This window comes from Caulobacter sp. FV2ps19 (assembly GCF_058681035.1).
Window position 1 is genome coordinate 3,767,905 of record NZ_CM178729.1, and the last position, 22,892, is coordinate 3,790,796.

At 67.3% G+C, this 22,892-nt stretch carries 24 protein-coding genes and 2 tRNA genes; 9 read left to right on the forward strand and 17 right to left on the reverse strand.

Annotation, left to right across the window (positions count from 1 at the left end; genetic code table 11):
- Window positions 1-55 precede the first annotated feature (55 nt).
- Window positions 56-1,522 (reverse strand): alpha/beta hydrolase, encoded by a 1,467-nt coding sequence (locus ACW18B_RS17935; protein WP_492048368.1) that lies wholly within the window; start codon window positions 1,520-1,522, stop codon window positions 56-58.
- Between the two features lie 111 nt (window positions 1,523-1,633).
- Between ACW18B_RS17935 and ACW18B_RS17940 the strand changes: the two genes are divergently transcribed.
- Entirely contained in the window at window positions 1,634-3,076 is a 1,443-nt protein-coding gene (locus ACW18B_RS17940; protein WP_492048369.1) for a LytTR family DNA-binding domain-containing protein, read from the forward strand.
- A 134-nt stretch (window positions 3,077-3,210) separates the two neighbouring features.
- Here the strand turns inward: ACW18B_RS17940 and ACW18B_RS17945 are convergent, their stop codons facing one another.
- On the reverse strand, window positions 3,211-4,812 hold the full coding sequence (locus ACW18B_RS17945) for a peptide chain release factor 3 (RefSeq protein ID WP_492048370.1): 1,602 nt from the start codon (window positions 4,810-4,812) through the stop codon (window positions 3,211-3,213).
- A gap of 89 nt (window positions 4,813-4,901) precedes the next feature.
- Complete coding sequence (locus ACW18B_RS17950) at window positions 4,902-7,301, reverse strand: TonB-dependent receptor plug domain-containing protein (protein WP_492048371.1); 2,400 nt, start codon at window positions 7,299-7,301, stop codon at window positions 4,902-4,904.
- 249 nt (window positions 7,302-7,550) lie between these two features.
- On the opposite strand from ACW18B_RS17950, the gene ACW18B_RS17955 reads away from it, so the two are divergent.
- A complete protein-coding gene (locus ACW18B_RS17955) occupies window positions 7,551-7,682 on the forward strand; it encodes a hypothetical protein (protein WP_492048372.1) in 132 nt (43 codons plus the stop codon).
- Window positions 7,683-7,795: 113 nt separating this feature from the next.
- On the opposite strand, the gene ACW18B_RS17960 is transcribed toward ACW18B_RS17955, so the two are convergent.
- Window positions 7,796-8,176, reverse strand: a complete 381-nt coding sequence (locus tag ACW18B_RS17960; RefSeq protein ID WP_492048373.1) for a hypothetical protein — start codon at window positions 8,174-8,176, stop codon at window positions 7,796-7,798.
- Window positions 8,177-8,321: 145 nt separating this feature from the next.
- On the reverse strand, window positions 8,322-8,651 hold the full coding sequence (locus ACW18B_RS17965; protein WP_492048374.1) for a DUF1491 family protein: 330 nt from the start codon (window positions 8,649-8,651) through the stop codon (window positions 8,322-8,324).
- 224 nt (window positions 8,652-8,875) lie between these two features.
- Here ACW18B_RS17965 and ACW18B_RS17970 point away from each other — a divergent pair, with 224 nt between their 5' ends.
- The gene (locus tag ACW18B_RS17970; RefSeq protein ID WP_492051775.1) at window positions 8,876-9,697 is read left to right on the forward strand and encodes a hypothetical protein; all 822 of its coding nucleotides are present in this window, start codon (window positions 8,876-8,878) and stop codon (window positions 9,695-9,697) included.
- 292 nt (window positions 9,698-9,989) lie between these two features.
- On the opposite strand, the gene ACW18B_RS17975 is transcribed toward ACW18B_RS17970, so the two are convergent.
- Complete coding sequence (locus tag ACW18B_RS17975) at window positions 9,990-10,211, reverse strand: hypothetical protein (RefSeq protein WP_492048375.1); 222 nt, start codon at window positions 10,209-10,211, stop codon at window positions 9,990-9,992.
- A gap of 161 nt (window positions 10,212-10,372) precedes the next feature.
- On the reverse strand, window positions 10,373-12,133 hold the full coding sequence (locus tag ACW18B_RS17980) for a sensor histidine kinase (RefSeq protein WP_492048376.1): 1,761 nt from the start codon (window positions 12,131-12,133) through the stop codon (window positions 10,373-10,375).
- 199 nt (window positions 12,134-12,332) lie between these two features.
- Here ACW18B_RS17980 and ACW18B_RS17985 point away from each other — a divergent pair, with 199 nt between their 5' ends.
- Together ACW18B_RS17985 and ACW18B_RS17990 are read left to right on the forward strand one after the other, a co-directional pair.
- Window positions 12,333-13,118 carry a sensor histidine kinase gene (locus tag ACW18B_RS17985; protein ID WP_492048377.1) on the forward strand — a complete coding sequence of 262 codons (786 nt, stop codon included), beginning with the start codon at window positions 12,333-12,335 and terminating at the stop codon, window positions 13,116-13,118.
- Between the two features lie 39 nt (window positions 13,119-13,157).
- A complete protein-coding gene (locus ACW18B_RS17990) occupies window positions 13,158-13,583 on the forward strand; it encodes a SufE family protein (protein WP_492048378.1) in 426 nt (141 codons plus the stop codon).
- 23 nt (window positions 13,584-13,606) lie between these two features.
- Here the strand turns inward: ACW18B_RS17990 and ACW18B_RS17995 are convergent, their stop codons facing one another.
- Window positions 13,607-13,768, reverse strand: coding sequence for a hypothetical protein (locus ACW18B_RS17995; RefSeq protein ID WP_492048379.1), 162 nt, complete (start codon window positions 13,766-13,768; stop codon window positions 13,607-13,609).
- Between the two features lie 80 nt (window positions 13,769-13,848).
- On the opposite strand from ACW18B_RS17995, the gene trhO reads away from it, so the two are divergent.
- From trhO to ACW18B_RS18010, 3 genes are all read left to right on the forward strand, one after another.
- The gene (gene trhO / locus ACW18B_RS18000) at window positions 13,849-14,811 is read left to right on the forward strand and encodes an oxygen-dependent tRNA uridine(34) hydroxylase TrhO (RefSeq protein WP_492051777.1); all 963 of its coding nucleotides are present in this window, start codon (window positions 13,849-13,851) and stop codon (window positions 14,809-14,811) included.
- A gap of 64 nt (window positions 14,812-14,875) precedes the next feature.
- Window positions 14,876-15,184, forward strand: a complete 309-nt coding sequence (locus tag ACW18B_RS18005; protein ID WP_492048380.1) for a hypothetical protein — start codon at window positions 14,876-14,878, stop codon at window positions 15,182-15,184.
- A 60-nt stretch (window positions 15,185-15,244) separates the two neighbouring features.
- Entirely contained in the window at window positions 15,245-15,697 is a 453-nt protein-coding gene (locus ACW18B_RS18010) for a PA2169 family four-helix-bundle protein (protein WP_492048381.1), read from the forward strand.
- Between the two features lie 78 nt (window positions 15,698-15,775).
- Here the strand turns inward: ACW18B_RS18010 and ACW18B_RS18015 are convergent, their stop codons facing one another.
- From ACW18B_RS18015 to ACW18B_RS18040, 6 genes are all read right to left on the reverse strand, one after another.
- On the reverse strand, window positions 15,776-16,525 hold the full coding sequence (locus tag ACW18B_RS18015; protein ID WP_492048382.1) for a DUF6456 domain-containing protein: 750 nt from the start codon (window positions 16,523-16,525) through the stop codon (window positions 15,776-15,778).
- The gene (locus ACW18B_RS18020; protein ID WP_492048383.1) at window positions 16,522-16,893 is read right to left on the reverse strand and encodes a helix-turn-helix domain-containing protein; all 372 of its coding nucleotides are present in this window, start codon (window positions 16,891-16,893) and stop codon (window positions 16,522-16,524) included. Before ACW18B_RS18020 ends, ACW18B_RS18015 begins: the two co-directional genes overlap by 4 nt.
- Before the next feature lie 146 nt (window positions 16,894-17,039).
- Window positions 17,040-17,846, reverse strand: coding sequence for a hypothetical protein (locus tag ACW18B_RS18025; RefSeq protein WP_492048384.1), 807 nt, complete (start codon window positions 17,844-17,846; stop codon window positions 17,040-17,042).
- Window positions 17,847-17,978: 132 nt separating this feature from the next.
- On the reverse strand, window positions 17,979-18,911 hold the full coding sequence (locus tag ACW18B_RS18030) for a sugar kinase (RefSeq protein ID WP_492048385.1): 933 nt from the start codon (window positions 18,909-18,911) through the stop codon (window positions 17,979-17,981).
- Between the two features lie 1,266 nt (window positions 18,912-20,177).
- A tRNA-Gly gene (locus tag ACW18B_RS18035) sits at window positions 20,178-20,252 on the reverse strand.
- Between the two features lie 45 nt (window positions 20,253-20,297).
- Window positions 20,298-20,372, reverse strand: a tRNA-Gly gene (locus tag ACW18B_RS18040).
- 149 nt (window positions 20,373-20,521) lie between these two features.
- Between ACW18B_RS18040 and ACW18B_RS18045 the strand changes: the two genes are divergently transcribed.
- Window positions 20,522-21,382, forward strand: a complete 861-nt coding sequence (locus ACW18B_RS18045; protein ID WP_492048386.1) for an SDR family oxidoreductase — start codon at window positions 20,522-20,524, stop codon at window positions 21,380-21,382.
- A gap of 3 nt (window positions 21,383-21,385) precedes the next feature.
- Here ACW18B_RS18045 and ACW18B_RS18050 read toward each other — a convergent pair whose 3' ends face one another.
- Genes ACW18B_RS18050 through ACW18B_RS18060 form a run of 3 tightly spaced genes read right to left on the reverse strand, consistent with a single transcriptional unit; the run spans window position 21,386 to window position 22,866 of the window.
- Window positions 21,386-21,670: a type II toxin-antitoxin system RelE/ParE family toxin gene (locus ACW18B_RS18050; protein ID WP_492048387.1), complete on the reverse strand. Its 285-nt coding sequence runs from the start codon at window positions 21,668-21,670 to the stop codon at window positions 21,386-21,388.
- Between the two features lie 2 nt (window positions 21,671-21,672).
- Entirely contained in the window at window positions 21,673-21,942 is a 270-nt protein-coding gene (locus ACW18B_RS18055) for a CopG family ribbon-helix-helix protein (RefSeq protein ID WP_492048388.1), read from the reverse strand.
- A 54-nt stretch (window positions 21,943-21,996) separates the two neighbouring features.
- The gene (locus ACW18B_RS18060; RefSeq protein WP_492048389.1) at window positions 21,997-22,866 is read right to left on the reverse strand and encodes an alpha/beta fold hydrolase; all 870 of its coding nucleotides are present in this window, start codon (window positions 22,864-22,866) and stop codon (window positions 21,997-21,999) included.
- Window positions 22,867-22,892 lie beyond the last annotated feature (26 nt).

The window sequence follows — 22,892 nt, forward strand, 5'->3', positions numbered from 1 at the left end:
CCGATGACAAGGCGCCGGCCTCTCTCCCTGAAGCTTTAGGCGCAGGCGAGCCCCATCACGCCAGCTTGAACGTCGGCGGCGGCAGGGACAGCCGGGTGTCGGCCACGGCCTCGCCGCGGAAGAACCGCACCAGCAGGGTCTGCACGTCGGGATGGGCCTCGAAGACGTTGTGGCCGGCGTTCTCGACGATCACCCGCGACTTGTGCTGGAACTGCGCCGCCACCTCGTCCTGCTCGGACATCGGCGTGCGGCCGTCCAGCGTCCCGGCGACCAGCAGGGCCGGATGGTCGATACGGATCGGCGCCCGAAAGCCTTCGCCCAGGTCGACGCCCGGGACGGCGCCCAGCAACTGCGGCATCGGAAAGTTCAGCGCCTCGCCCAGCACGGCGGTCTTCGCCTCGCGTCGCACCAGGGCCAATCGGGCGGGCGAAATCCCCGACGCCAGGTCCGTGGCCTCGGGCATGCCGGCGATGCCCGGAATGTTCGCGAATTCGCCCACAAAGGGCTGCAGAACCTCCGTCTTGCCGGCGTCGAGCGCCAGATAGAGTCCCGGCAGCATGGCCAGGGTCTGGGGATTGGCGATCATCCCGCCCGCCATCAACTGAATGGCGAAGCCGCCCAGCTTCAGCTCGACTGGCGCGCCGTTCAGCGTCGCGGACATCGTCACCGGCGCCGCCTCCATCCGGGCGTGCACCCGCCGCATCAGGGCCGGCAGGTCGGGGATCGCCGCGCGGACGGCGGGGTCGGCGTCCAGCAGGCCGTCCACCTGGCGCAGAAGCGCGTCGACCGCCGCCGGCCGCTTCACGGTCTGGTCCTGGCCCTCCAGGCTGGCCAGGGCCACGCGGTTCACACGGTCGCCGTGCCGCTTGAGCATGCTCAGCGCCAGGTGCGTGCCGTAGCTGATGCCCCACAGAGAGACCTGTTCCGCGCCCAGGTGGCGGCGCAGATCGTCGATGTCGTCGGCGTTCTGTTCGGTGTTGTAGCCGCTCATGGCCACGCCGGCCCTGGTCCAGTCGAGCCAGGCCTCCTGGAAGTCCTGGCGGAAATAGGCCGTCAGCCCCGCCTGGGTGAAGTCCGGCAAAGGTCGCGTCGACACCGGCCGGTCCGGGATGTGGTTCGACAGGCCCGTGCCGCGCTGGTCGAAGGCGATGACGTCGGCCCCCTCGCGCAGGGCCATCATGATCGGAAAGCGCGGTCCGGCCAGCGCGCGGGTCGCCGTGCCGCCGGGGCCACCGGCCAGATAGACGATCGGCGGGCCAGGCTTGGCCGCCGTCGAGGCGAACCGAACATAGCTCAGCCGGATCTTTCGCGAGCGGGGATCGCGGCGATCCTCGGGAACCTCGAAGACGCCGCGCTCGGCCTCGACGTCCTGACCCTTCCAGCCCTTGAAGCGGAAGGGGCCGGGTTGCGGCGGCGCCGGAGCCGGGGCCTGGGCGAACGCCCCGCCGGAGAGGGCGAGACCAGGGAGGACGAGGCCGGCGGCGGCGAGCACGGCGCGGCGGTTGAGCGATGCGTGGGTCATGCCGACACCTGATCCCGCCGCCACGCCGTTCGCCACACCGCTTCGGTCAATGGCGCCGTCTGATCGGCGAGTGGTGGCGCTTCTCGGCGAACGACGCTCTAAAGTGGCGGCATGTGGCGAACCCTGTTCCTGACCCTCCTCCTGACGAGCCTTGCGACCCTGGCGCGGGCCCAGGATACCGCCTGGCAGGCCTGCCAGGGCGCGATCGGCCCCGCCGGTCCGGTGCTGAGCGACTGCCGCCCGATCCGCGATTTCGTTGATCCCCAGGGCCGCGAGCTCTGGATCCGTTCAACGCTCGACGCCCCAAACTTCGCCTTGGGTGACACTCGGCCCCGCGCCCTTTATGTGGCGGGCGTCGCCTCGTCGCAGGCTTGGCTCAACGGCCAGCCCCTCGGCGTCAACGGCCAACCCGGCGCCACGGCGCAGGAGGAAGTCCCCGGACGCTACCAGGCGATCTTTCCCATCCGCGAGACCGCCTGGCGGCCCGGCGGCAACAGCCTGGTGCTGCGTCTGTCGTCCTTCCATGGCGGCCTGCGCTTCGCCCGTCCGATGAGCGCCATGGTCGTCCTGCCCTACCCCTATCCGCAGCGCACCGCGCTGCTGGCGGTCACCTTCGTAGCCGCCGGAACGCTGCTGGCGGCGGCGTTCGGCTTCGGCGTGATCCACGCCATGCGGCGCACGGGCTCCAGCCTGGTCCTGGCCGGCATGGCCGGGGTCGCGGCCCTGCAGGCCATCGTCGAGAGCCTGCGGCCGGTGTTCAACTATGCCTATCCCCTGCACGCCTGGCGGATGGGCGCCATCTGGGGTCTGGCGGCGGCCTTCGCGGTCCTGCTGGCGGCCTATGTCACCAGCCGCTTCCTGCCCAAGGCGCGCCGGCTGATGATCGGGGTCGCCCTCGTCGGCGTCGGGGCCACGGTCCTGCTGCCGGGCTTCGACTACAAGACCGTCTGGGCGCTGATCCTCGGCGTGGCGCTCGCCGTTCTGCCGGCTGCCGCGGGCGTGCGACAACGGGTTCCCGGCGCGCGTCTGACCCTGGCCTATCTGGCGCTGTTCCTCGCCCTGGCTCTGGGGTTCCCCCAATGGCTGGCCGACTTCTCCTACTTCCTGCTCGCCGCCAGCCTGGTGCTGCCTTTGCTGATGGTCGAGGTGGTGCGACTGGGCCGCGACGACCGCGGCCGCGAAGCCGCCCTGACCCGCGCCGCCAGTCGCCCCGACCGCCTGACCGTCGCCTCGGCGCGCGGCGTCGAGCTGGTTCCGATCGCCGAGATCCTGGCCGTGGTGGGGGCCGACGACTATGTCGAACTGCGGCTGGTCGGCGGCCGAAGCCTGCTGCACGCCGCGCGCCTGGAGGGCCTGGCGACCCAGCTTCCGACGGGCTTTTTACGCATCCACCGGTCGGTGATCGCCAACCTGGCCCAGGCTCAGCGCCTTGAACGCGACGGCGACCGCTGGCGGCTGCATCTCAGCGAGGGCGCGCCCCTGCCCGTCAGCCGCTCGCGCCAGCCCGCCCTGCGCGAGGCTCTGGACGCGCCTCCCGTTGGGCTGTCGGCCTAGGGGGATCGTTAGCTCGATGCCTTCGCATGGGGCCCGCCCTCGTCCTTCGACAAGCTCAGGATGAGGGCTACTTCAGCGACGGCGTATTCGAAAACCTCATCCTGAGCTTGTCGAAGGACGAGGTTTTCGCACCCCTAGCCCCGCTCGCGCGTGCGCTCGAAGCGGATCTTGGGGAATTTCTCGGTGACGTAGCCGATCTCCCAGGACGACTTGCCCAGGAACACCGGCTGGTCGTCGATGTCGGTGGCCATGGCGGTCTTGTGCTTGTCCTGGAAGTCCTCGACGTCGACGCGCGTCCCGCTGATCCAGCGGGCCTCGGCATAGGGCGAGGGCTCGAACATCACGTCCAGCTGGTATTCGCCGCCCAGCCGGTCGGCCATGACCTCGAACTGCAGCTGGCCCACGGCGCCGACGATGAAGTCGGAACTGCCCAGCATCGGCCGGAACAGCTGGGTGACGCCTTCCTCGGCCAGGCCTTCCAGCGCCTTCTTCAGGTGCTTGGCCTTCAGCGGATCCTTGACCCGCACGCGGCGCAGGATTTCCGGCGCGAAGTTGGGCAGGCCGGCGAAGCGCAGGGTTCCGGTTTCCGACAGGCTGTCGCCCACCCGCAGCACGCCGTGGTTGGGAATGCCGATCACGTCGCCGGCGAAGGCGTCCTCGGCCAGTTCGCGGTCGCTGGCGAAGAACATCACCGGCGCATTGACGCTCATCGACTTGCCGGTGTTCTGGGCCTTCAGCTTCATGCCACGGGTAAAGCGGCCGCTGGTCAGGCGCAGAAAGGCGATCCGGTCGCGGTGATTGGGGTCCATATTGGCCTGGACCTTGAAGACAAAGCCCGACACCTCGGGATCGCCGGGCGCGACATGGGTCTCGACGCCGCTGCGCATCGCCCGGGCCGGATGCGGCGCCGGCGCATAGGCGCCGATGCCGGCCAGCAGTTCGGCCACGCCGAAATGGCGCAGAGCCGAGCCGAAGAACACCGGCGTCATGTGGCCTTCCAGGAAGCTCTGCACGTCGAACGGCTTGGCGGCTTCGGAGACCAGCATCGCGCCCTCCTCGACCTCGGCCTGCTCCTCGGGGTCGAGGAAGCGGCTGATGGCGTTGGAGTTCAGGGCCACCGGATCAGGATGACCCTCGTCGTCGTTCGAGCTCTTCTTGGCATAGGGGATGAAGGTCTGCTTGCGCAGATCCAGCATGCCCTTGAAGCGTCCGCCCGAGCCGGCGGGCCAGTACAGCGGCGCCGGATCCAGGGCCAGCTTGGACGACACCTCGTCCAGCAGCTCGAACGGGTCCTGGGCCTCGCGGTCCATCTTGTTGATGAAGGTGATGATCGGGATGTCGCGCAGGCGGCACACCTCGAACAGCTTCAGGGTCTGGGGCTCGATGCCCTTGGCGGCGTCCAGCACCATGATCGCCGCGTCGGCGGCCGTCAGGGTGCGATAGGTGTCTTCCGAGAAGTCCTCGTGGCCCGGGGTGTCGAGCAGGTTGAACATCAGACCGTCGTGGTCAAACGTCATCACCGAGGCCGACACCGAGATCCCGCGCTCGCGCTCGATCTTCATCCAGTCCGACTGGGTGCGGCGGGTTTGGCCTCGGGCGCGCACCGCGCCGGCCGCGCGGATAGCCCCGCCAGCCAGCAGCAGGTTTTCGGTCAGGGTCGTCTTGCCGGCGTCAGGGTGGCTGATGATGGCGAAGGTGCGCCGGCGGGCGGCCTGGGCGGCGGGGGAGGTGCTCATGGCGCGCAACTAGCGGTCCGGGCGCGATTTGTCACCTTCCGGCTTGGGGGACGAGCCGGACAGCCCGCCCCCCGCAGCAGAAAGGATCCTTAGAACGCCACCGCCACGCGGGCGTACCAGAGGCCGCCGTCCGTGTCGTAGGGCGCGTTGCGCGAATAGATCAGACCGCGTGACGCCTGGAAGGTGGCTTCGTCGGGATAGGTGTTGAACACGTTTTCCCCGCCCACCGTCAGCTTGACCGCATCGGTGACCTGCGCCGTCGCCGACAGGTCCAGGAAGGTCTTGGCCCCGAAGGTCTGGATCAGATTGGTCGTGCCGTTCAGCTGGGCGTCGGTCCATTCACCGCTGTAGCGGACGCGGGCCATCAGGCTGTAGCGGCCGCGGGCATAGTCCAGCGTCACATTGCCCGCATATTCCGGCAGACTGTCTTCGATATTGATCTTGGACAGGGTGCTGACCTGGGCCGGATCGGCGCGGCGCACCTTGGTGTCATTCCAGTTGACGGCGCCGGTCACGCCGACCTTGCCGCCCAGCCAGTCGCCCTTCCAGGCCGCCACGGCGTCCAGACCCTGGGTGCGGGTGTCAAAGGCGTTGGTGAAATAGGACACCGTGGTCAGGGAGTCCGCGCCCGCCACGCCCTGGGCCAGAAGCTGCGCCTTGATCGCCGCCGTCACCGTATAGCTCTGCGAGGAGGCGAAGCGGTTGTCGACGTCGATGCGGTAATAGTCGAGCGAGGCGGTGAAGCCGGCGTGACGATAGACGCCGCCGAACGACAGGTTGGTCGACTCTTCGGGCTTCAGGGGCTTGGCGCCGAAGAACACCGCCACCGGATTGGTCGTCGCCAGACGGCCCGACGTCTGGAGCAGCAGGGTCGTGGTGTTCAGGCCCTGCGAGGTGCGGGTGCTGTAGATCTGGCCCGGTGTCGGGGCGCGGAAGCCGGTCGAAGCCGCGCCGCGCAGGGCGAAGTTCGGCGTGAATTCGTAGCGCGCGGTGATCTTGCCGTCGGTGGTCGAGCCAAATTCCGAGAAGTCTTCATAACGGATGGCCACCGCCGTGGTCAGCTTGTCGGTGACGGGCATGTCCAGATCGACATAGGCGGCATAGCTGGTTTGATCCCACGACCCCGCCTGGGTGGGGCTGTAGCCCGGGAAGCCGTTGGAGCCGCTGGGCAGGCCGCTGGCCGCGCCGGGCCCGACATCCCAGGAATAGCGATCGCCGGCCGAGATCTCGTAGGTTTCCTTGCGGGCTTCCGCACCGAACGCCAGGTTGGCCGGCTGGGCCAGGAACGACCAGGCCAGGGGCCGGGTGACGTCAAGGTTCAGCGACTGCTCTTCCTGGGCCAGGGTCCCGGCGTCAAACGACGTGGGCGACTCGGGGCCGAACGAGGCGTTGATGCTGTTGTTCAGGACATAGTTGATCTCGTCGCGGCCAAAGCCGGCGCTCAGATCCCAGTGGTACGCGCCCACGTCGCCGCGAACCCCGCCATTGAGCTGATAGTCCTTCTCGTCCTGGCCGAACTTGGGCGAGAAGCCGGTCGGATAGACCGAGTTCAGGGTCCAGCCCGGGAAGGCCGTGCTGGTCTTGTAGGAACTGTCGGTCGACGGATTGCGCCAGTTGAAATCGGTCTCGCCCTGGCTGTCGGTATAGGTGGCGAAGCCATAGGCCTCGATCGCGTCGGTCAGCGGCAGGGCGGCGTTGAGGCTGGAGCGCCAGACCTTGCGGTCCGGCTGACCCCAGCGCTGCACGGGGTTGGGAACCTTCAGGGTCGGATTGGCGGCCTGGAAGGCGATGGCGTCCGGACGCTGACGGGTGCGCGAGGTGGCCTCGGCGTTGGTATAGTCGAGCGCGGCGACCAGATAGCCGGCCTCGCCCAGCTTGAAACCGTAGCGGCCGCCGATCTCGGTCTTGGCGCCGTCGCCTTCGAAATACTGGCCGGTCTGGGCATAGCCCGAAAAGCCGGCCCGGCTGCTGAGAATGACATTGATCACGCCGGCGATGGCGTCGGACCCGTATTGCGCCGAGGCGCCGTCGCGCAGGACCTCGATGCGTTCCATGCCGCCGGCCGAGAACTGGGCCATGTCGACGCCCTGCTGACCGCGACCGCCCAGGGCCGCCGAGCGGTGGCGGCGCTTGCCGTTGACCATCACCAGGGTCTGGTCGGGCGACAGGCCGCGAAGGGTCGCGGGACGCACAAAGGCCTGGCCATCGGCGGCCGGCAGGCGCTGAACATTGAACGACGGCGTCGTGGCCTGCAGCTTGTTCATGATCTCGTCGGACGCGATGCTCTCCAGAACATCATGCGAGATCACATCGACGGGCGCCGCCGACTCGAAGGCGGTGCGGTTCACCCGGCGCGTGCCGGTGACGATCACGGCCTCGACTTCGGCGACCGCCGCGCCAGGAGCCGCTGCTGCAGGCGCTTCCGCCAGGGCGGGCGACGCGATCGCCAAAGCCAGAACTGTCCAGGCCGTCGAAGTCATTAGGTTCATGAGTCCAGATCCCCGTTTCTCGTTGAGGCGGGGCATAGGCAGCACGCATGACGGAGACGCGACGGGGCCATGTTGCTTAAATGACGATCACCGTTATCCAAAACGGTGGCAGATAAATCACGGATTTGCGACAACGCGCCTCACCGCCGCCTGCAAATATCCCTTTTCGAAAAGAGGGATTAGAGTCATGCTTCGAACCTCAGATATGTGGCGCCCATTGAGAGCGTCCGGTCTGCAGAGGAAACGAAGATGGCTCTCTGGGATGAACCTCGCACTTCGAAGGCCCCGCGCGCGGAAGCGAGCTTCCTGTGCATGGGTGTAACCGTCGGTGGTCTTGTCGCCCTGGCTGTTGCGATCAAGTGGCTGATCGCCCTGATCTGAAGTCAGCCTGAAGCATTTTCGAACGAGCCGGATCCCGGCTCGCGCAAAGAACGTGCGTCAATACAGAGATCTGGAGCTCCAGCCCGATACCGTCTGGGCGGAGAAGGCTCTCGTCAGGCCGCCAGTCGGCGCCAGACTTGGCGGTCCGCCTCGACATTGGTCAGTGAGCCGGCCTTCTGGCGCTGCATCAGCGCGCCCATCACTTCGAGACCAATCTGCGCATAGCGGACCTGAACCTGATCCGCCAGGCACCCGCGGGCCGGCGCCACAAACAGCGCGGCGTTGATTTCCGGCGACTTGGTGATGATCAGCGCCGCCAGTCGCTTGGCGCGCTCAGGATCCTTCATCTGCAACAGCGGCTCTTCGGCATAGAGCTCGCGGCCCAGTTCGCTGACATAGCCCAGCGACAGCTTCGCGAAACGATCGCGCGCCATCGGCGGCGCCAGTTCGGCGGCGTCAAAGCTGAAAACGACATCGTTCATGAGGAAAAGCATGGCGGTTCGGGCAATAATCTCTGGAAGCGGTTACACGCCCAGACAATGCCGCAGCGAACTTTAGGTCCGGTTTAGGAGCGAGGTTAACGCCGCCGAAAACCGGTGTTTTCGGTCGTCGATTGGCCGCGACATCGCGCCAATCGCCCTACGCCTCGACGGCCTCGGTGAGGAAGTGACGTCCGTCTCGATCCTCGATCTCGATCACCCAGATGTCGGGATCGATTCGCGCCGCGCGCTCGGCATAGGCGTCCAGGTCGGGCTCGAAATCCGACTTGGTCGGCTGCATCCAGAACCGCTCGCCATCGCCGCGCGTCGCCTCGGCGAACAGCCGCGCGGTGTTCTGGCGACGGTCGACCACCTTGACCAGAACCGCGCCCGCCTTGGCGTCGCCCTTGCGGACCACCGTGGCGAAGGCGCCGCCCAGTTCGGCCCGGCGGATCAGCGCCCCGGCCCAGATATCCGTCGACAACAGCATGCTAACCGAACCGCAACCCTGAGGCGCCTAAGATGCCCCTTCATCTCGCAGCATACGAGAAAAAGACGCGCCCGAGCCTGTTCTTTCGAACCGGACCGGGGTCCAGGAGTAAAAACCCGATGGCCGTCGAGACCGGCTCCCCTCTTCGGCGATCGCGGGTCGCGACGTTCCGCCCCGCCCACAACTGGCGATGGGCGGGTTTCCTGGCGGGAGCGGTCTGCCTGATGTCGCCCAGCGTCCTGCTGGCCGCCAACGCCGCCGACCAACTCTATGAACGCACCCTGATGACGGCCGCGGACGCGCGCTGCCAGCTGTTCGCGCGCACCGTCGGCTCGGCGCTGGACGCCGCGCGGGCCCAGGCGCGCGGCGCGACCTTGCGGTCGGGCGCGTCCCAGGCCGATGTCGAAGCCCTGGAACAGCGGGCCCGCGCCAAGGCGGCCCAGGCCTCGTGCCGATCCAAGGACATGACCACCGCCGCCGATCGGGTGCGCTCGGCCTTCGAAGCCTATGCCACCCTGCAGCGCATGCACTATCCGGGCGATGTTTCGGCCTGGCAGGCCGAGCGCGGGGTTTCGGCGACCATCCCGCTGTGGCGACTGTCGCAACCCAGCAGCTTTGGCCCGGATCGGCTGATCTTTGGCCTGGTGGGCAAAAGCAACGCCGTCGCAACCGTGGCGACCTTCGCCGACGGCGCCCAGCCCTATGCGGCCCGGCTGGTGATGCGTGACACGGCCAGAACCCAGGGCCCCTACATCAATATGCGCGGCGGCGCGGGCCTGTCGTCCAAGGTGGCCCCGCGGTCGGCCAGCCAGGTGTTCAACGCCGAGACCCGCGAGGAGGCGCCCGTCACCCTGCTGCCGACCGGCGCCAAGACCGGCCTGGGCTTCCGCTTCCCGATCGCGGCGGCCGAGGCCATTTCAAAGCTGGATCCGCGCGAGGCGGTGACGATCGAGTTCACCTTCGCCGACAGGAGCGGCCGCGACGCGGTGCGCAAGGCCTATGTCGAGGTCGGCGACTTCGCGGCTGGGCGCGCGTTTTTGCGCTAGAGGCAGCCGGTCAGCGCCGGCGGCCAGGCTGGACAGGTGGGGCCGGACGGCGGCATGGGGTGGCGAGCGGGCGCCAGCCTACTGACCTCTGCGGTTCATGAAGACGACGATTAGCCCCCCACTGATCGCCAAGAAAATCGCGATCCAACTAGCGGGTGTGAAGTCGGACATCGGAGGCTCCAGCGTTGGTGGCGAGAACGTGCGGTCTTCTATCACGCTATGCAAGTGCGGAGGCCCCGCCCGACAGCGGACCTTCGGAACGTCTCTGAAGGGTGGTGAGCGGACCTAGCCGTCAATCGGTGAAGCGGCCGTCTCTCAGCGCCTTGGCGCTCTTGGCGCGTCGCATCTTCTCCATACGGAGGGCAGCCCACATCCCGATGAAACAAGCCAAACCCATGAACGGGTAGACGGCCAGAGCCGGTAGGCGAAAACCTGCCTTCAAGCCGCCCAAGATGACAATCAAGCAAAAACAGACGGCAAAAATAATCTTGGTAGTCTTGAGCGTGGCAGGCATGGGGCGGTTCCGTACAGCTAGGTCACACTACGGACGCATGAAAGGTCCGACTAGGGTCGCGCGCGGAAATTAGAGGCCGTCCAGAATTCAGACCTTGAGCTCACCACCCGTCGTTCTCAACCAGACCTGCCGATCGAAACCGCCGCCAAGCCCTCCTCTGCCTAGCGCGGCGAGAAGGCCACGACATTGTCGCCCAGATTGACGGGCGGCTCGGGCTCGGACGCCTCAGGCTCGGAGGCCTCTGGCGGCGGCGGCTCGGGCGGCGGGGTCTGGGCCTTCAGCGGGGCCAGCAGCACCGGCAGGCGCACCGAAACGCTGGTGCCCGCGCCCAGACGGCTCTCGATATGCATCTCGCCGCCATGCAGCTTGGCGAAGGCGCGCACCAGCGACAGGCCAAGCCCCGTGCCCATGGCGCGCTGGTCGACACCGCCGGCCTGCTCATAGGGGCGACCCAGACGTTCCAGGTCTTCGGGGCCGATGCCGACGCCGGTGTCGGCGACGATGATCTCCAGAACGCCGTCATAGCCGTCGGCGGTGACCGTCACCTGGCCGCCGCGCGGGGTGAATTTCAGGGCGTTGGAAATCAGGTTCAGCACGATCTGCTTGAGCGCCCGGCGGTCGGCGTCGACCTCCAGATCATTGGGCGGCAGCACGCCGCGCAGTTGCACCCCGGCGCCATCGGCCTGGACCCGCATCAGCCGCATGGCCGCCGTCATCGCCTCGCGGGCGTCGAACACCCCGCGCGACAGCTCGAACCGCTCGGCCTCGATCTTGGACATGTCCAGCACGTCATTGATCAGGTCCAGCAGATGACCGCCGCTTTCATGGATCAGCTCGGCATATTCGCCGTAGCGATCGGTCAGGGGGCCGAACATGCGCGAACGCATGATGTCGGAAAAACCCATGATGGCGTTTAGCGGCGTGCGCAGCTCGTGGCTCATATTGGCCAGGAAACGGGCGCGCCCCGCCGCCAGGGCCTCGGCGTCGGCGCGGGCGCGGTCCAGCTCGCTCTCCCGCGTGCGTTCAACGGTCACGTCGCGCAGAAGCCCGACCAGCAGCACCGGCGAGACCCGGCGCAGATCGAGGGCGACGATCCGCTCCACGCCCAGAGCGGGATTGAAGGTCAGGCTAGCCTGACCGTCGCGCAGGGCCTGCGTGATTGCTGCGCTCACCTTTTGCCGGTCGTTCGGCGCCGCGGCGCCGGTCAGGCCGCGATTGACGATGTCGGCGATGGTGACGCCCGGGGGCGGCGCGCCGCGCACGGCGCTGATCTTGCCCTTGGGGTTCACGGCCAGGGCCAGTTGCGGCAGACCGTCGAGCAAGAGGTCCAGCGACGCCATTTCCGCGCTGTGGCGCACATCGCGCACCCCAACCCGTCGGTGACTGATCAGCAGGCCCGTGGCCAGGCCAAGCCCGGTGGTGGTCAAGGCCAGAAAGCCCAGGATAAAGGCCAAAGCGCCGGTGGGCGCCGCCGGCGCCAGACCTGACAGCTGGATCAGCGCCGCAACGCAGCCGCCGATCAGGGACAGGGCCGCGCCTTCCGCGAGGCGGCGCGACGCGGTCAGGGTCGAGGCGGCGGCCACCGGGGCCAGGCACCAGGCGCTCATCGCGCCGGACACCCCGCCCGTCAGCACCGCTGCGGCAGATCCGCCCACAGCCCACAAAACCAGCATCAAGGACTGCATCCGATCGTCTTCGCGCGAGGTTTCACCCGCCAGAGGATAGGAGGCCAGAGCCGGCGCCGCGCCGGCGATAAACGCCGTCCAGATCGGCCAATCGACGGTTTGGTTCAGAAAAGCCGTCGCGCCCGCCGCCAGAAAGATCGCCGCCAACCAGCCCAGACGCCAGACGCGTGCAGCGTCCAGGCCACGCTTTGGGCGTGCGGGCCGCAAGAACGGGTCCGGAAGCAGTTCGAATTCCAAGAGCGGGCGACTTCCTTCAAACACGACGTCATCCGTCGCCGTCTTCAAACCTTAACGCGACTGAGGCCCTCGCTCCAGACCGCTCAATCATCAAGCGATCATTCGTCGTGGAGGGCTTGTGGACGGAAACGGAATGGTAAGCGCAATCCGCCTAGGTTCCGACTGTTAAATGCGGACAGAACGTCCGGGAGCCCACCCTATGCCTCAATCCGCGTCCCTCGACGCGCCACCCTGCCAGGACACATCGGCCGCGCGTCGCGCTGCGGCCCATGAACGTCGTCGCGCCGCGCTGGACGACCGCAAGCGCTCGTTCCTGCGCATGGTGAGCCATGAGTTGCGGACGCCGCTGAACGCCGTGCTGGGTTTTTCCGAAATCCTGTCGCGTGAACTCTACGGACCGCTGGGGGCGCCTCAGTACCGCGAATACGCCCAGATCGTGAATGACAGCGGCCTCAAGCTCCTGAAGCTGGTCAACCAGATCGTGGAAATCGCGCGCCTGGAGGGCCATGTCACCGACCTGGACCTGGCGCCCGAGTCCCTGGATGAGGCCCTCGAGGATGCGACCGAGCAGTTGAAGTCCGAGATCGACCAGCGCCAGATCGCCATCGAGATTCCCGGCGCGGGCGCCCTGCCCTCGGTCCTGGCCGACAGCCGCGGGTTGCGCACCATGCTGGGCAATCTGCTTCAGAACGCCATCACCCATTCGCCGGTCGGCGGCCGAATCTGTGTGTTCGTGCAGAGCCTGCCGGGGGGGCTGGCCGAGATCTCCATCGTCGATCAGGGACCCGGTGTGGCGCAGGAAGAGCTTCCGCGCCTGCTGCGCCCGTTCGAACAGGGCGGCTCAGCGCTGACGCGCACCGGCGAAGGGGCGGGCCTGGGCCTGCCGATCGTTGATCTGCTGGCCAGGGCGATGAACGGGTCCTTGCGCCTGACCTCGCGGCCGGGCTCAGGCCTGACGGCGCAACTGACCCTGCCAGAAGGCTGATCGCTTGCCAGCGGCCGACAGGCCTCTTAAGCAGCGGCCATGACACGCCCCATCGACGCCGCGCTCTCCGAACTGGCCGACGAGTTCGAACTGCTGGGGGACTGGGAAGAGCGCTATCGCTACGTGATCGAGCTGGGGCGCGACCTGGCCCCGCTCAGCGACGCCGAGCGCTCGCCCGCCAACAAGGTGCTGGGCTGCGCCAGCCAGGTGTGGCTGGTCACGGAGCCTCAGCCCGACGGGACGATCGCGTTTCGCGGTGACAGCGACGCCCACATTGTCAGCGGGCTGATCGCCATTCTGCTGCGGCTCTATTCGGGCCGGCCGGCCAAGGACATTGCGACCTTCGACGCCAAGGCGGCCCTCGACAGGCTGGGCCTGTCGGAGGCCCTGTCCTCGCAGCGCTCGAACGGACTCAAGGCGATGGTCGCCCGCATCCAGCGCGACGCCCAGGCGGTGCTGGGCTAGTCACGCCAGAGGCGTTTGACGGCCTAGAAGAAGCCCGCGCGATTGCCGATGAACAGGATCGCGATGACCACCAGAATGAGCTGGATCATCCAGTTCACAGGGGATGGGATCGGCGACCTCTGAACGACGTAGAGGGCGAGTCCGAGGAGGACGAGGGCGATTAGGATGACGATCAGGATGCTCATGTCAGCTAAACCGCCAAGCCAAAACTTGGTTCCGCCAGCGCTTGAGGCCCGGTTCAGAAACGCCTATGGCCTCGCCCGAGATGACGCCTGACCCCAAAGCCTTCCGCGTGGCCGCCCTTTACCGGTTCACGCTTTTCCCTGATCCGGCCGCCCTGCAGGGGCCGCTGGCCAAGACCTGCTGCGCCCAGGGGGCCAAGGGCACGCTGCTGCTGGCCCGCGAGGGGATCAACGGCACCATCGCCGGAACCGACGCCGCCATCGAGGCGGTGCTGAACCACATCCGCGCCCTGCCCGGTTGCGCCGACCTGACGCCCAAGACCGCCTGGGCGCCCGCCATGCCCTTCCACCGCATGAAGGTGCGGCTGAAGAAGGAGATCGTCACCCTGGGCCTGCCCGACCTGGATCCGGTCGCCAAGGCCGGGACCTATGTCGAGCCCGCCGACTGGAACGCCCTGATCGCCGATCCCGACGTGATCGTCATCGACACCCGCAACGACTACGAGGTGGCCATCGGCGCCTTTGAGCGCGCGGTCGATCCCAAGACCACAAGCTTCTCGGCCTTCCCCGACTGGTTTCGCCAATACCGGAGCGATCTGGAAGACCAGCGCGGCCCAGACGCCCCGCCGCTGAAAGTTGCCATGTACTGCACCGGCGGCATCCGCTGCGAGAAGTCGACGGCCTTCCTGAAGTCCGAGGGGGTGGAAGAGGTCTTCCACCTGAAGGGCGGCATCCTCGACTATCTGGAACAGGTGCCGCAATCACAGAGCCTGTGGCGCGGCGAATGCTTCGTGTTCGACGAGCGGGTGGCGGTGGGCCACGGCCTGTCCTTGGGCACCCACGTCCTGTGCCGGGCCTGCCGACGGCCGCTCAACCCCGCTGAACAGGCCTCGCCGCTGTATGTCGAGGGCGTCGCCTGCCCGGCCTGCCACGACACGCGCGACGACCACAGCAAGGCCCGCTATGCCGAGCGCCAGCGTCAGGTCGAGCGGGCCCGGGAACTGGGCATCTCGCATCTGGGGACCCCTGACCCGCAGCAGGACTGACAGCCCAGGGATCGCCTCGCGATCCGCCGCGTTGTTCGAGGCAACCCTAGCAAGGAGCCTCACGATGGTCGCTTACGACTCCATCCCCGGCGGCCCCGCCGCCGAACCCAAGCGGTCGCGCGCCGCCCGCAAACTCTCCAGCCTGTTGGGTCGCAAGGCCGAGGCCCCCGAGCCTGCGGCGCCCGCACCCGACTATGTCCTCACCCCTGACGGGGACGGCAAGGTCACCCTGGCCGGCCGCAAGATCCCCGTCGCCGTCGCCCTGCTGGGCGCCGGTGTCGTGGGCGTTCTGCTGATCAATCGCCGCACGCGCGGCCCGATGATCACCGCCGCCACGGCGGCCTGGGGTCTTGTCGGAAAGAAGTTCGCCTGACGGAAACCGATCGCGACTTAACGCGTTGATTCTACAAGGTTCAATTCTGAAGGAACACTCATGACCCATACGAACGAAGACCATATCAAGCTCGTCAACGGCCTGGTCGAAACCACCATCGACAGCGCTGACGGCTACGCCACCGCCGCCAAGGACGCCGAGGGCCAGCGCTTCAAGACCCTGTTCGAGCAGCGCGCCCAGGAACGTCGCACGATCGTGTCCGAACTCCAGGACGAGGTACGCCGCCTGGGTGGCGAGCCCAAGGACGACGGCACCGTTCTGGCCTCCGCCCACCGCGCCTTCGTCAATCTGCGCGACAGCCTCAGCAAGGGCGACGAGGCGGTGATCAACGAGGTCGAGTCCGGCGAAGACCACATCAAGGGCAAGTACGAGAAGGCCCTGAAAGACACCGATGTCGACGTCCAGACCCGCGCGGTGATCCAGAAGGCCTGGACCTCCGTGAAGGCCGGCCACGACCAGATGAGCGACATCAAGCACATGATGAAGCACTAGGCTTTCGACCCTCGCGGCCCCGGCCGCGAAGCTTGACGCTGTGAAGGGGCGGGACCGCGAAGTCCCGCCCTTTTGCCGTCAGCCCATGCGGTAGTGCGCCACCAACCGCTGCAGCGCCAGTTTCAGCACCGTCTTGCCGGCCCGGCGCGGCAGGCCCAGGGATCGCTCGGCGGCCGTCAGCGCCGTGCCCGCCAGACAGACATGTTCGAGGATCTCGCGCAGGCCGGGTCCCGCGGCTTCCAGGGCCCGAGCGATACGGTCCTTGGCCGCCCGGGCGCGCTCGGCAGGTTCCAGCCCCAGGCCGCGCCCGCCGTCGACGCGCGGGGCGCCGTCCCAGTTCATGGTCAGACGCCCCACCGTTCCCGCCCTCTGGAACTCCTCGCGCAGTCGCTCGCCGGCGGCGGCTTCAACCGGGGTCAGCCAGGGTCGCCCCTTGCCATCCCGACGCCGCGCCAGCCAGGCGATCGGCGACTCGCCCAGATTGGCCTTGAAGGCGACAAGGCCCAGGCCCGGTTCCTCGATGAGCCGCTCGCCCTCAATCACCCCGGGACAGCCCGCCGGCGGCGCGGGCTTGGGCGGCGGCGGCGCGGGGGCCAGCGACCAGCCGCCCTGGGCGCGCGGCTTCAGCCGGGCCATGCGGACCAGAACCTGAAAGGCGGCCTCGTCGAGCATCAGCATCGGCCGGCGGCGACGATGGGGTCCAAACCGCACCGCATAGCCCAGAGGCGCCGCCTCGATCACCGCGCCGGGACGGGCCAGCAGGCGCGCGGCGCGGGTGGCCCTGTGCTCGGTCTCCAGATCGGACGCCGGGTCCGCAGGCCCGCTCATCGCGCCCACTCCAGGATCTGGCGGGGCGCCTGGCGCATGCAGTCCTCCAGCGCCGCCATCCGACTGTCGAAGGCGGCGTCCTCTCGCAGGTCCTCCACCTTGTGACACGCATGGCCGCAGGTGGTGCGATCGCGCCCGAACGCGAAGGCCACCCGGGCCAGCGGCCAGTGGAAACTGACATGGGTCAGATAGATGGCGATCTGCCGGGCCCGCGCGGCCGCGCCCGAGGTGCGGCGATGCGCAGCGATCTCGCTGGGCGAGACATCGGTCGCCATGGCGACCAGGTGGGTGACGAAAGCGACCGTCAAACGGTCGCGACGGGGATCGGGCGTGATCGCCCAGATATCCTCTAAGGCTTGAACCAACATGGCGTCCTCTCATCGGGATCGCGATCCAGCGACCACACCCCGAATCTAGGTTGATTTTCCGCATATGAGGATAACTTTCCTATCGTGACGCTACAATAGGAATATAAGCCTTTGATTGAATTGCGACCCCAGGGGTCGAATTCCCGTCACGGGACGGGGATTGGCGGCTCTAAACGCTCCAGGTCCGCGATACGCGCCGTGCACCAGTCGGCGTTGAACGCCAGGCGCTCACTGCGCGCCCAGCGACAATGTTCAACGGCCGGCTTTCGCCCCGTCGAGGAATTGGCGGCGAGAAGATCTTCAGGACACCCTGCCCTGATGGCCTCGATGATCGAGAGCGGCGGCGGCGGTCCGCAGATGAGCCAGCTCTCGGAGTCGGCGAATTGATCCTTGCGAAGCATCTCGCTCATGCAGCGCATGGTGGGCTGCAAACAGACCTGACCGTTGGGCCAGACACCGATCATGGGAAACATCGGCGCCAATGACGGGAGCGCGTGGTTGGCGTAGACGCGCATGTCCCAGTAGCGCTCGGCAATCTGCCCAAAATGAGCCATGTCCCGGATCGGCTCGAACCCTGACTGATCGATCGGCAGGATCTCGACCTTGGGCTTGGCCACGTTCACCGTGTCATTGGCGACATCGATATACAGCCCGCCAAACTGCAGCGCGTTCTGAAAATACTGCTCGCGCAGGGCGCCCCATATCCGCTGCCCTGTGCCGCCGTGGTCAAGAAACACCTTGATCGCCCGTTCACCGGCGAGCTGCGGCTTAAGCACTCTTTGACGCAGTCGCGTCAGGACATCCTGAGTGATCTCCAGACAATAGCCGAGCGGATAGGGCTTGCCATAGCGCTGAGCTGCCCCTTGGCCGAGCGCCGCGTCGGTCTCCTGACGAATCTCGAGAAAGGTTTCCTCCAGCGCGGCCACCGCCGGCCGCAAGAAACGCGCGCTCAAGGCAACCTGCTGCCTGGCGCCCCTCATGACACAACTGGAAATGTAAAATTCACAAGGAAAATCAAAACTATAAGATCAAAAAACTGCGGCCATGGCCACGACTTTGATCTACGCTTCAGGAGATGACGGTGACTACGTCAATTCCCAAGTGGGCATCAAGTTCTTCGGCACGATCGCCCCGCGACATGACACCACAGTCGCCGCCAGCCGATGCGCGCGCTCCACCGCCGCCTCGATCGGCAGGCCGGCCAGGCGAGCCGACAGATAGGCGGCGTTGAAGCTGTCGCCCGCGCCGGTGGTGTCGATGGCCTTCACCCGGCCCGGGGCCGGCGTGGCGGATCGGCCTTCAGGGCGATGGACATTGACCGCGTGGCTCTCGTCGCGCGCCACCACCTCGGCGCCGCTCGCCGCCCACTGCGCGGCCAGCTCTTCGGCCTCCCGGCCATACAGCGGACGGGAGTCCTCGCTGCTCAGCGAGATGTAGCGACAGGACGGCACGACGCCGTCGAGGGCGGCGCGGGCCGCCTCCGGGCTGGGCCACAGCGCGGGCCGATAGTTGAAGTCCAGGGCCACGGCCACGCCCAGCGAATGGACATAGGCCAGGATGTCCTTCAGCCGCGCCCGGCCGATATCGCCGATCACCGCCAGGGTGACGCCGGACAGATAGATCAGGTCGCTGGCCTTGGCGGCCTCGATCAGCTGGTCGGCGGTATGTTCGGAAAACAGGTCGCGGATCGGCGCCCGCTCGCGCCAGTAGTGGAATTTCCGCTCGCCGCTGTCGTCCAGCACGATGGCGTACAGGCCCGGCAGGCGGTTTTGCGCCTCGCGCACCAGCCGGGTGTCCAGCCCCTCGCGGCGCATGGCGTCCAGCACGCCCTCGCTGAACGGATCCCCCTGCCCCAGCGCCGTGCAATAGGCCACCGCGTCGCCCAGACGGGCCATGTAGACAGCCGTGTTGAAGGTGTCGCCCGCAAAACCCATCCGATAGCGCGGCGCGCCGTCGTCCGAAACGCCGTCGGGCGACATCTCGACCATGCACTCGCCCAGCACCGTGATCCTGACCATGACACCGGTTTCCTCTTGCCGTTTGCGGCGGTGATAGTCGGTTTTGGCCCGCAGGGTTAGAGGGGGCGCGCCGCAATTGAGACCCGTCGCGAACGCCAGCCGTCCATCGCGGCGCGGCTCCGCCTTTCACCGGGGATGACAACTCTGCTGTCGCGCGGTGAGGTCCAAGGTCCGCATTCCGGACGAGGTCCAATTTCCGTTCCCGACCCTGAGCGGACGGTTGAAAGGTCCGCTTTCCCTTCGGCTCTGGACCAGGTCACCAAAAACCTTGTCATCCCGGCCGTAGCGCAGCGGAGCGCCGGGACCCAGGGGCCACCGCAGCGCGCCGGCTACGGCCTGCTGCCTTAAACGTCGCTCGACGCTATCTTATGTGATCAGGAGCTTGCGGATATCGCCCTATACCAAGAGCCAGCGCATCGCGGCTGCCCTGGGTCCCGGCGCTTCGCTGCGCTACGGCCGGGATGACAAGAGTGTGTTGCTGGTGGGGCTTTTGCTTTCAGCCCGCTCCCCACCCTCAACAGCCTCTCGCCATGTCCGTTGTCGGCGCCGGCGGCCGGGCTTGCCGGTCCCGGCGGCGGGACTGATGGCGAAGGGGTTGATGGAGGACTGGACGACGGGGATTGGGCGCAGTTTATCCCCGTCGTTTCCGTTGTGAAACACAGCAAAATCAACGCTCTACAAATAAAACGAGCGCGCCAATCCTCCGCGTTCAAACCGCCCGCATAATCAATCTCACCTGACAGCACGGGAAGGGCGCACGTACGGCGACCGTTGCGACTGGCAGGGGTGGTCGAGCGGGTAGCGCCCGTCGGCCGTCGTCGAAGGCCCGGCGGGGTATGGCTGAGCGTGGACACCCCTCGAGGACCGTCCCGTGTTGAGGCCAGGCCCGGACCGCCGGGAACTCCCTTTGCCGACGACCGATGACGCGCAACAGGCATGGGCTGAAATCGCCCATGCGGTCCAGGGTGCGCCAACACCCTGCCCGTCGGGGGCCTAGCTACCGGAGCGGGTTAAAACCCCGCCAATCCCGGCGATGCTCCCGAATAACGGCTGCGCGGAGCGTTCGTCTTCGTCGAAACGGTATTCACTACCCAATCCTCCGGGCGAGGCCCGGACGCTCCGCGGCCCTTCCCATCCCTTCAGCGGATTTCCGCGTGAGGTTGCGGCGCCGCGTCCGGCCAAGAGCCGTGAGACCGCGATCGGCGAAGCCCCGGGCGGGCGCTCGCTAAAGCGGCAAACAGGGCGTCTGGGACCTTGAGGAGAAATTGGAGCGGGCGAAGAGATTCGAACTCTCGACCCCAACCTTGGCAAGGTTGTGCTCTACCACTGAGCTACGCCCGCATCCGGATTTCTCGGGTCTCGTTCCACCCTCCGAGTGTGAAGGAATGGAGCGGGCGAAGAGATTCGAACTCTCGACCCCAACCTTGGCAAGGTTGTGCTCTACCACTGAGCTACGCCCGCATCGTGGAAGCGAAAGAACCGCCCCGCGACGAGGAGGCGGCTTATGGCAGAGCGATCTCGCCTTGGCAAGCGCCCTTTGAGGGGTTGGCAAGCGCGGTGTTTCGAGGGCTCATTCGGCCCCTGTTTGTTGAGACGACGGAGTTCTGATCTTGCGTCTGTTCGTGTTCGGTCTGGGCTATGTCGGCGAGGCGTTCGCCCGCGCCTTGCGGCCGCGCGGCTGGACGATCATCGCCTCGGCGCGCTCCCCGGAGCAAGCCGCGACGCTGCGCGCGGCGGGTGTCGAACCGGTCGATCCGAACGATCGCGCCGCCATGGCCAAGGCCCTGATCGGGGTGAAGGCGGTGCTGATCACCTCCCCGCCCGGTCCGGACGGCTGTTATGCGCTGCAGTCGGTGATTCCCGCCCTGGCCCAGGCCCAGGCCTTTCCCGACTGGATCGGCTATCTGTCCACGACCGGCGTCTATGGCGATTTCGACGGCCGCTGGGTGTTCGAAACCTCGCCCCTGAAGGCCCAATCCGTCGAGGGCGCCCGCCGGGTGGGAGCCGAGCGCGACTGGGCCCAGGTCGGCGGCGGCATGGGCCTGACCGTGACCACCTTCCGCCTGCCCGGCATCTATGGTCCCGGCCGCAGCGCCCTGGACCGCCTGCGGGCCGGCGAAGGCCGGCGGATCGTCAAGCCGGGCCAGGTGTTCAGCCGCGTCCATCTGGACGACATCGTCAGCGGCCTGCTGGCCTCGCTGGACCGCCCCCGGGCCGGCGGGATCTACAATCTGTGCGACGACGAACCCGCCCCGCCGCAGGACGTGATGGCCTACGCAGCGGGCCTTCTGGGCGTTCCGACCCCGCCCGACCTGCCGTTCAACGAACTGGGCCTGTCGCCCGCCACCCGTCGCTTCTATGCCGAGAACAAGCGGGTCTCCAACGCCCGGGCCAAGGCGGAGCTGGGCTGGCGGCCCAAGTATCCGACCTATCGGGAGGGCCTGAGGGCGATTTTGGCGGGGGGCGGCTAGCCGTTAAAAGCGCGTGGGCCATCGCCTGGCGCCGTGAAGCAGGCGCAGCACCTCGACCGCGTCCGGCTGAACGCGATAGGCGATCAGGAACGGCGTGCGAGGAATTGCGAGTTCCCGGGTTCCAGCACAACGTCCCGGTCGTCCGGCATGCGGAAAATCAGGGAGCTTGGCGACCGCCTCGACTACTCTCATCACCTGCCCCGCAGCAGCATGGGGACTGTCGGCGGCGATCCAGGCGCGCGCCGCAGCCAGGTCGCGCACCGCTGGCTCCGTCCAAACCAGACGCACGGCTAGCTCCGCTTGGGTATCGGCTTTTCGTTTGGACCGTCCCAGGATGCGACCCAATCGGCGACCTGCCCATGGTCAAAGACATGACCGGCGTCGGCAGCCCGCAAGCCCTCGTCTATGGCGGCGGTTTGCCAGTCACGCACGGCGACAAACTCCCGCACCGCCTGCTCGATCACCCAGGACTTGGGCCGATCCAGGCTCGCGGCAATCGCCGTCACCTGATCGTCGAGATCAGACTGCAACTCGATGATAGACGACGCCGGCGTGGTCATCGAACTCTCGCAATGATGAGATTGAACCCTATCACAAGGGGCCTAAAACCACACCTACTCCTCATCCGGCCCGATATCCGCCGCCGCCCAATGCTCGGCCGAAACGATCGCGGCGTTGCGGGCCCGGGCCGCGCGGGCCAGGCGGCGGGCCACCGGATCCTCATCCATCTCGATCAGCCCTTTCGCCTCCGAGACCACCGCCACCAGCCGCTCCAGATCTTGCGGCCGCGACAGGCGATGGTCGCCGTCCTTGATCAGGGTGAAGACGACATCCTGGCTCACCAGCGCGTTGGCCAGGGCCAGCGCATGGGTCCACGGCACGTCCGGATCGGCGCCGCCCTGCAGGACGCGCACCGGAACATCGATCGGCACGGGCCCCGGCAGGATCGACCACCGCGCGCCGTCCTCGAGAAGCTGGCGGGTGATCGCATAGCCGCCGTCGTCATACTCGGACGGCCGGATCCAGAAGCCGTCGCGGGCGATGGCCGCCCTGGCCTCGTTCGAGAGTTCGGGCTCCATCAGCTTTTCGGTGAAGTCCGGGGCCGGGGCGATCAGCACCAGGGCCTTGACCCGGTCGGGCCGGGCCAGCGCCGCCAGGCAGGCCAGCCAGCCACCCATCGACGAGCCCACCAGCACCAGCGGGCCTTCGGTCAGGTCGTCGAGCACCGCCAGGGCGTCCTCGCGCCAGCGGCTGATGGTGCCGTCGCGAAAAAGGCCGTCGGACTCGCCATGGCCGAAATAGTCAAAGCGCACAAAGGCGCCGCCAGTGGCTTCGGCCTGATCGGCCAGCACCTGGGCCTTGGTCCCGGTCATGTCGGAATGGAACCCGCCCAGCCAGACGACCGTCGGCCCCTCGCCAGCGACGCGGCGATAGGCCATGCGCTGATTGTCCGCACGAACCAGGAACTCAGGGCATTCGGTCATGGCGCGAGCCTGATCCTTTCGCTAAC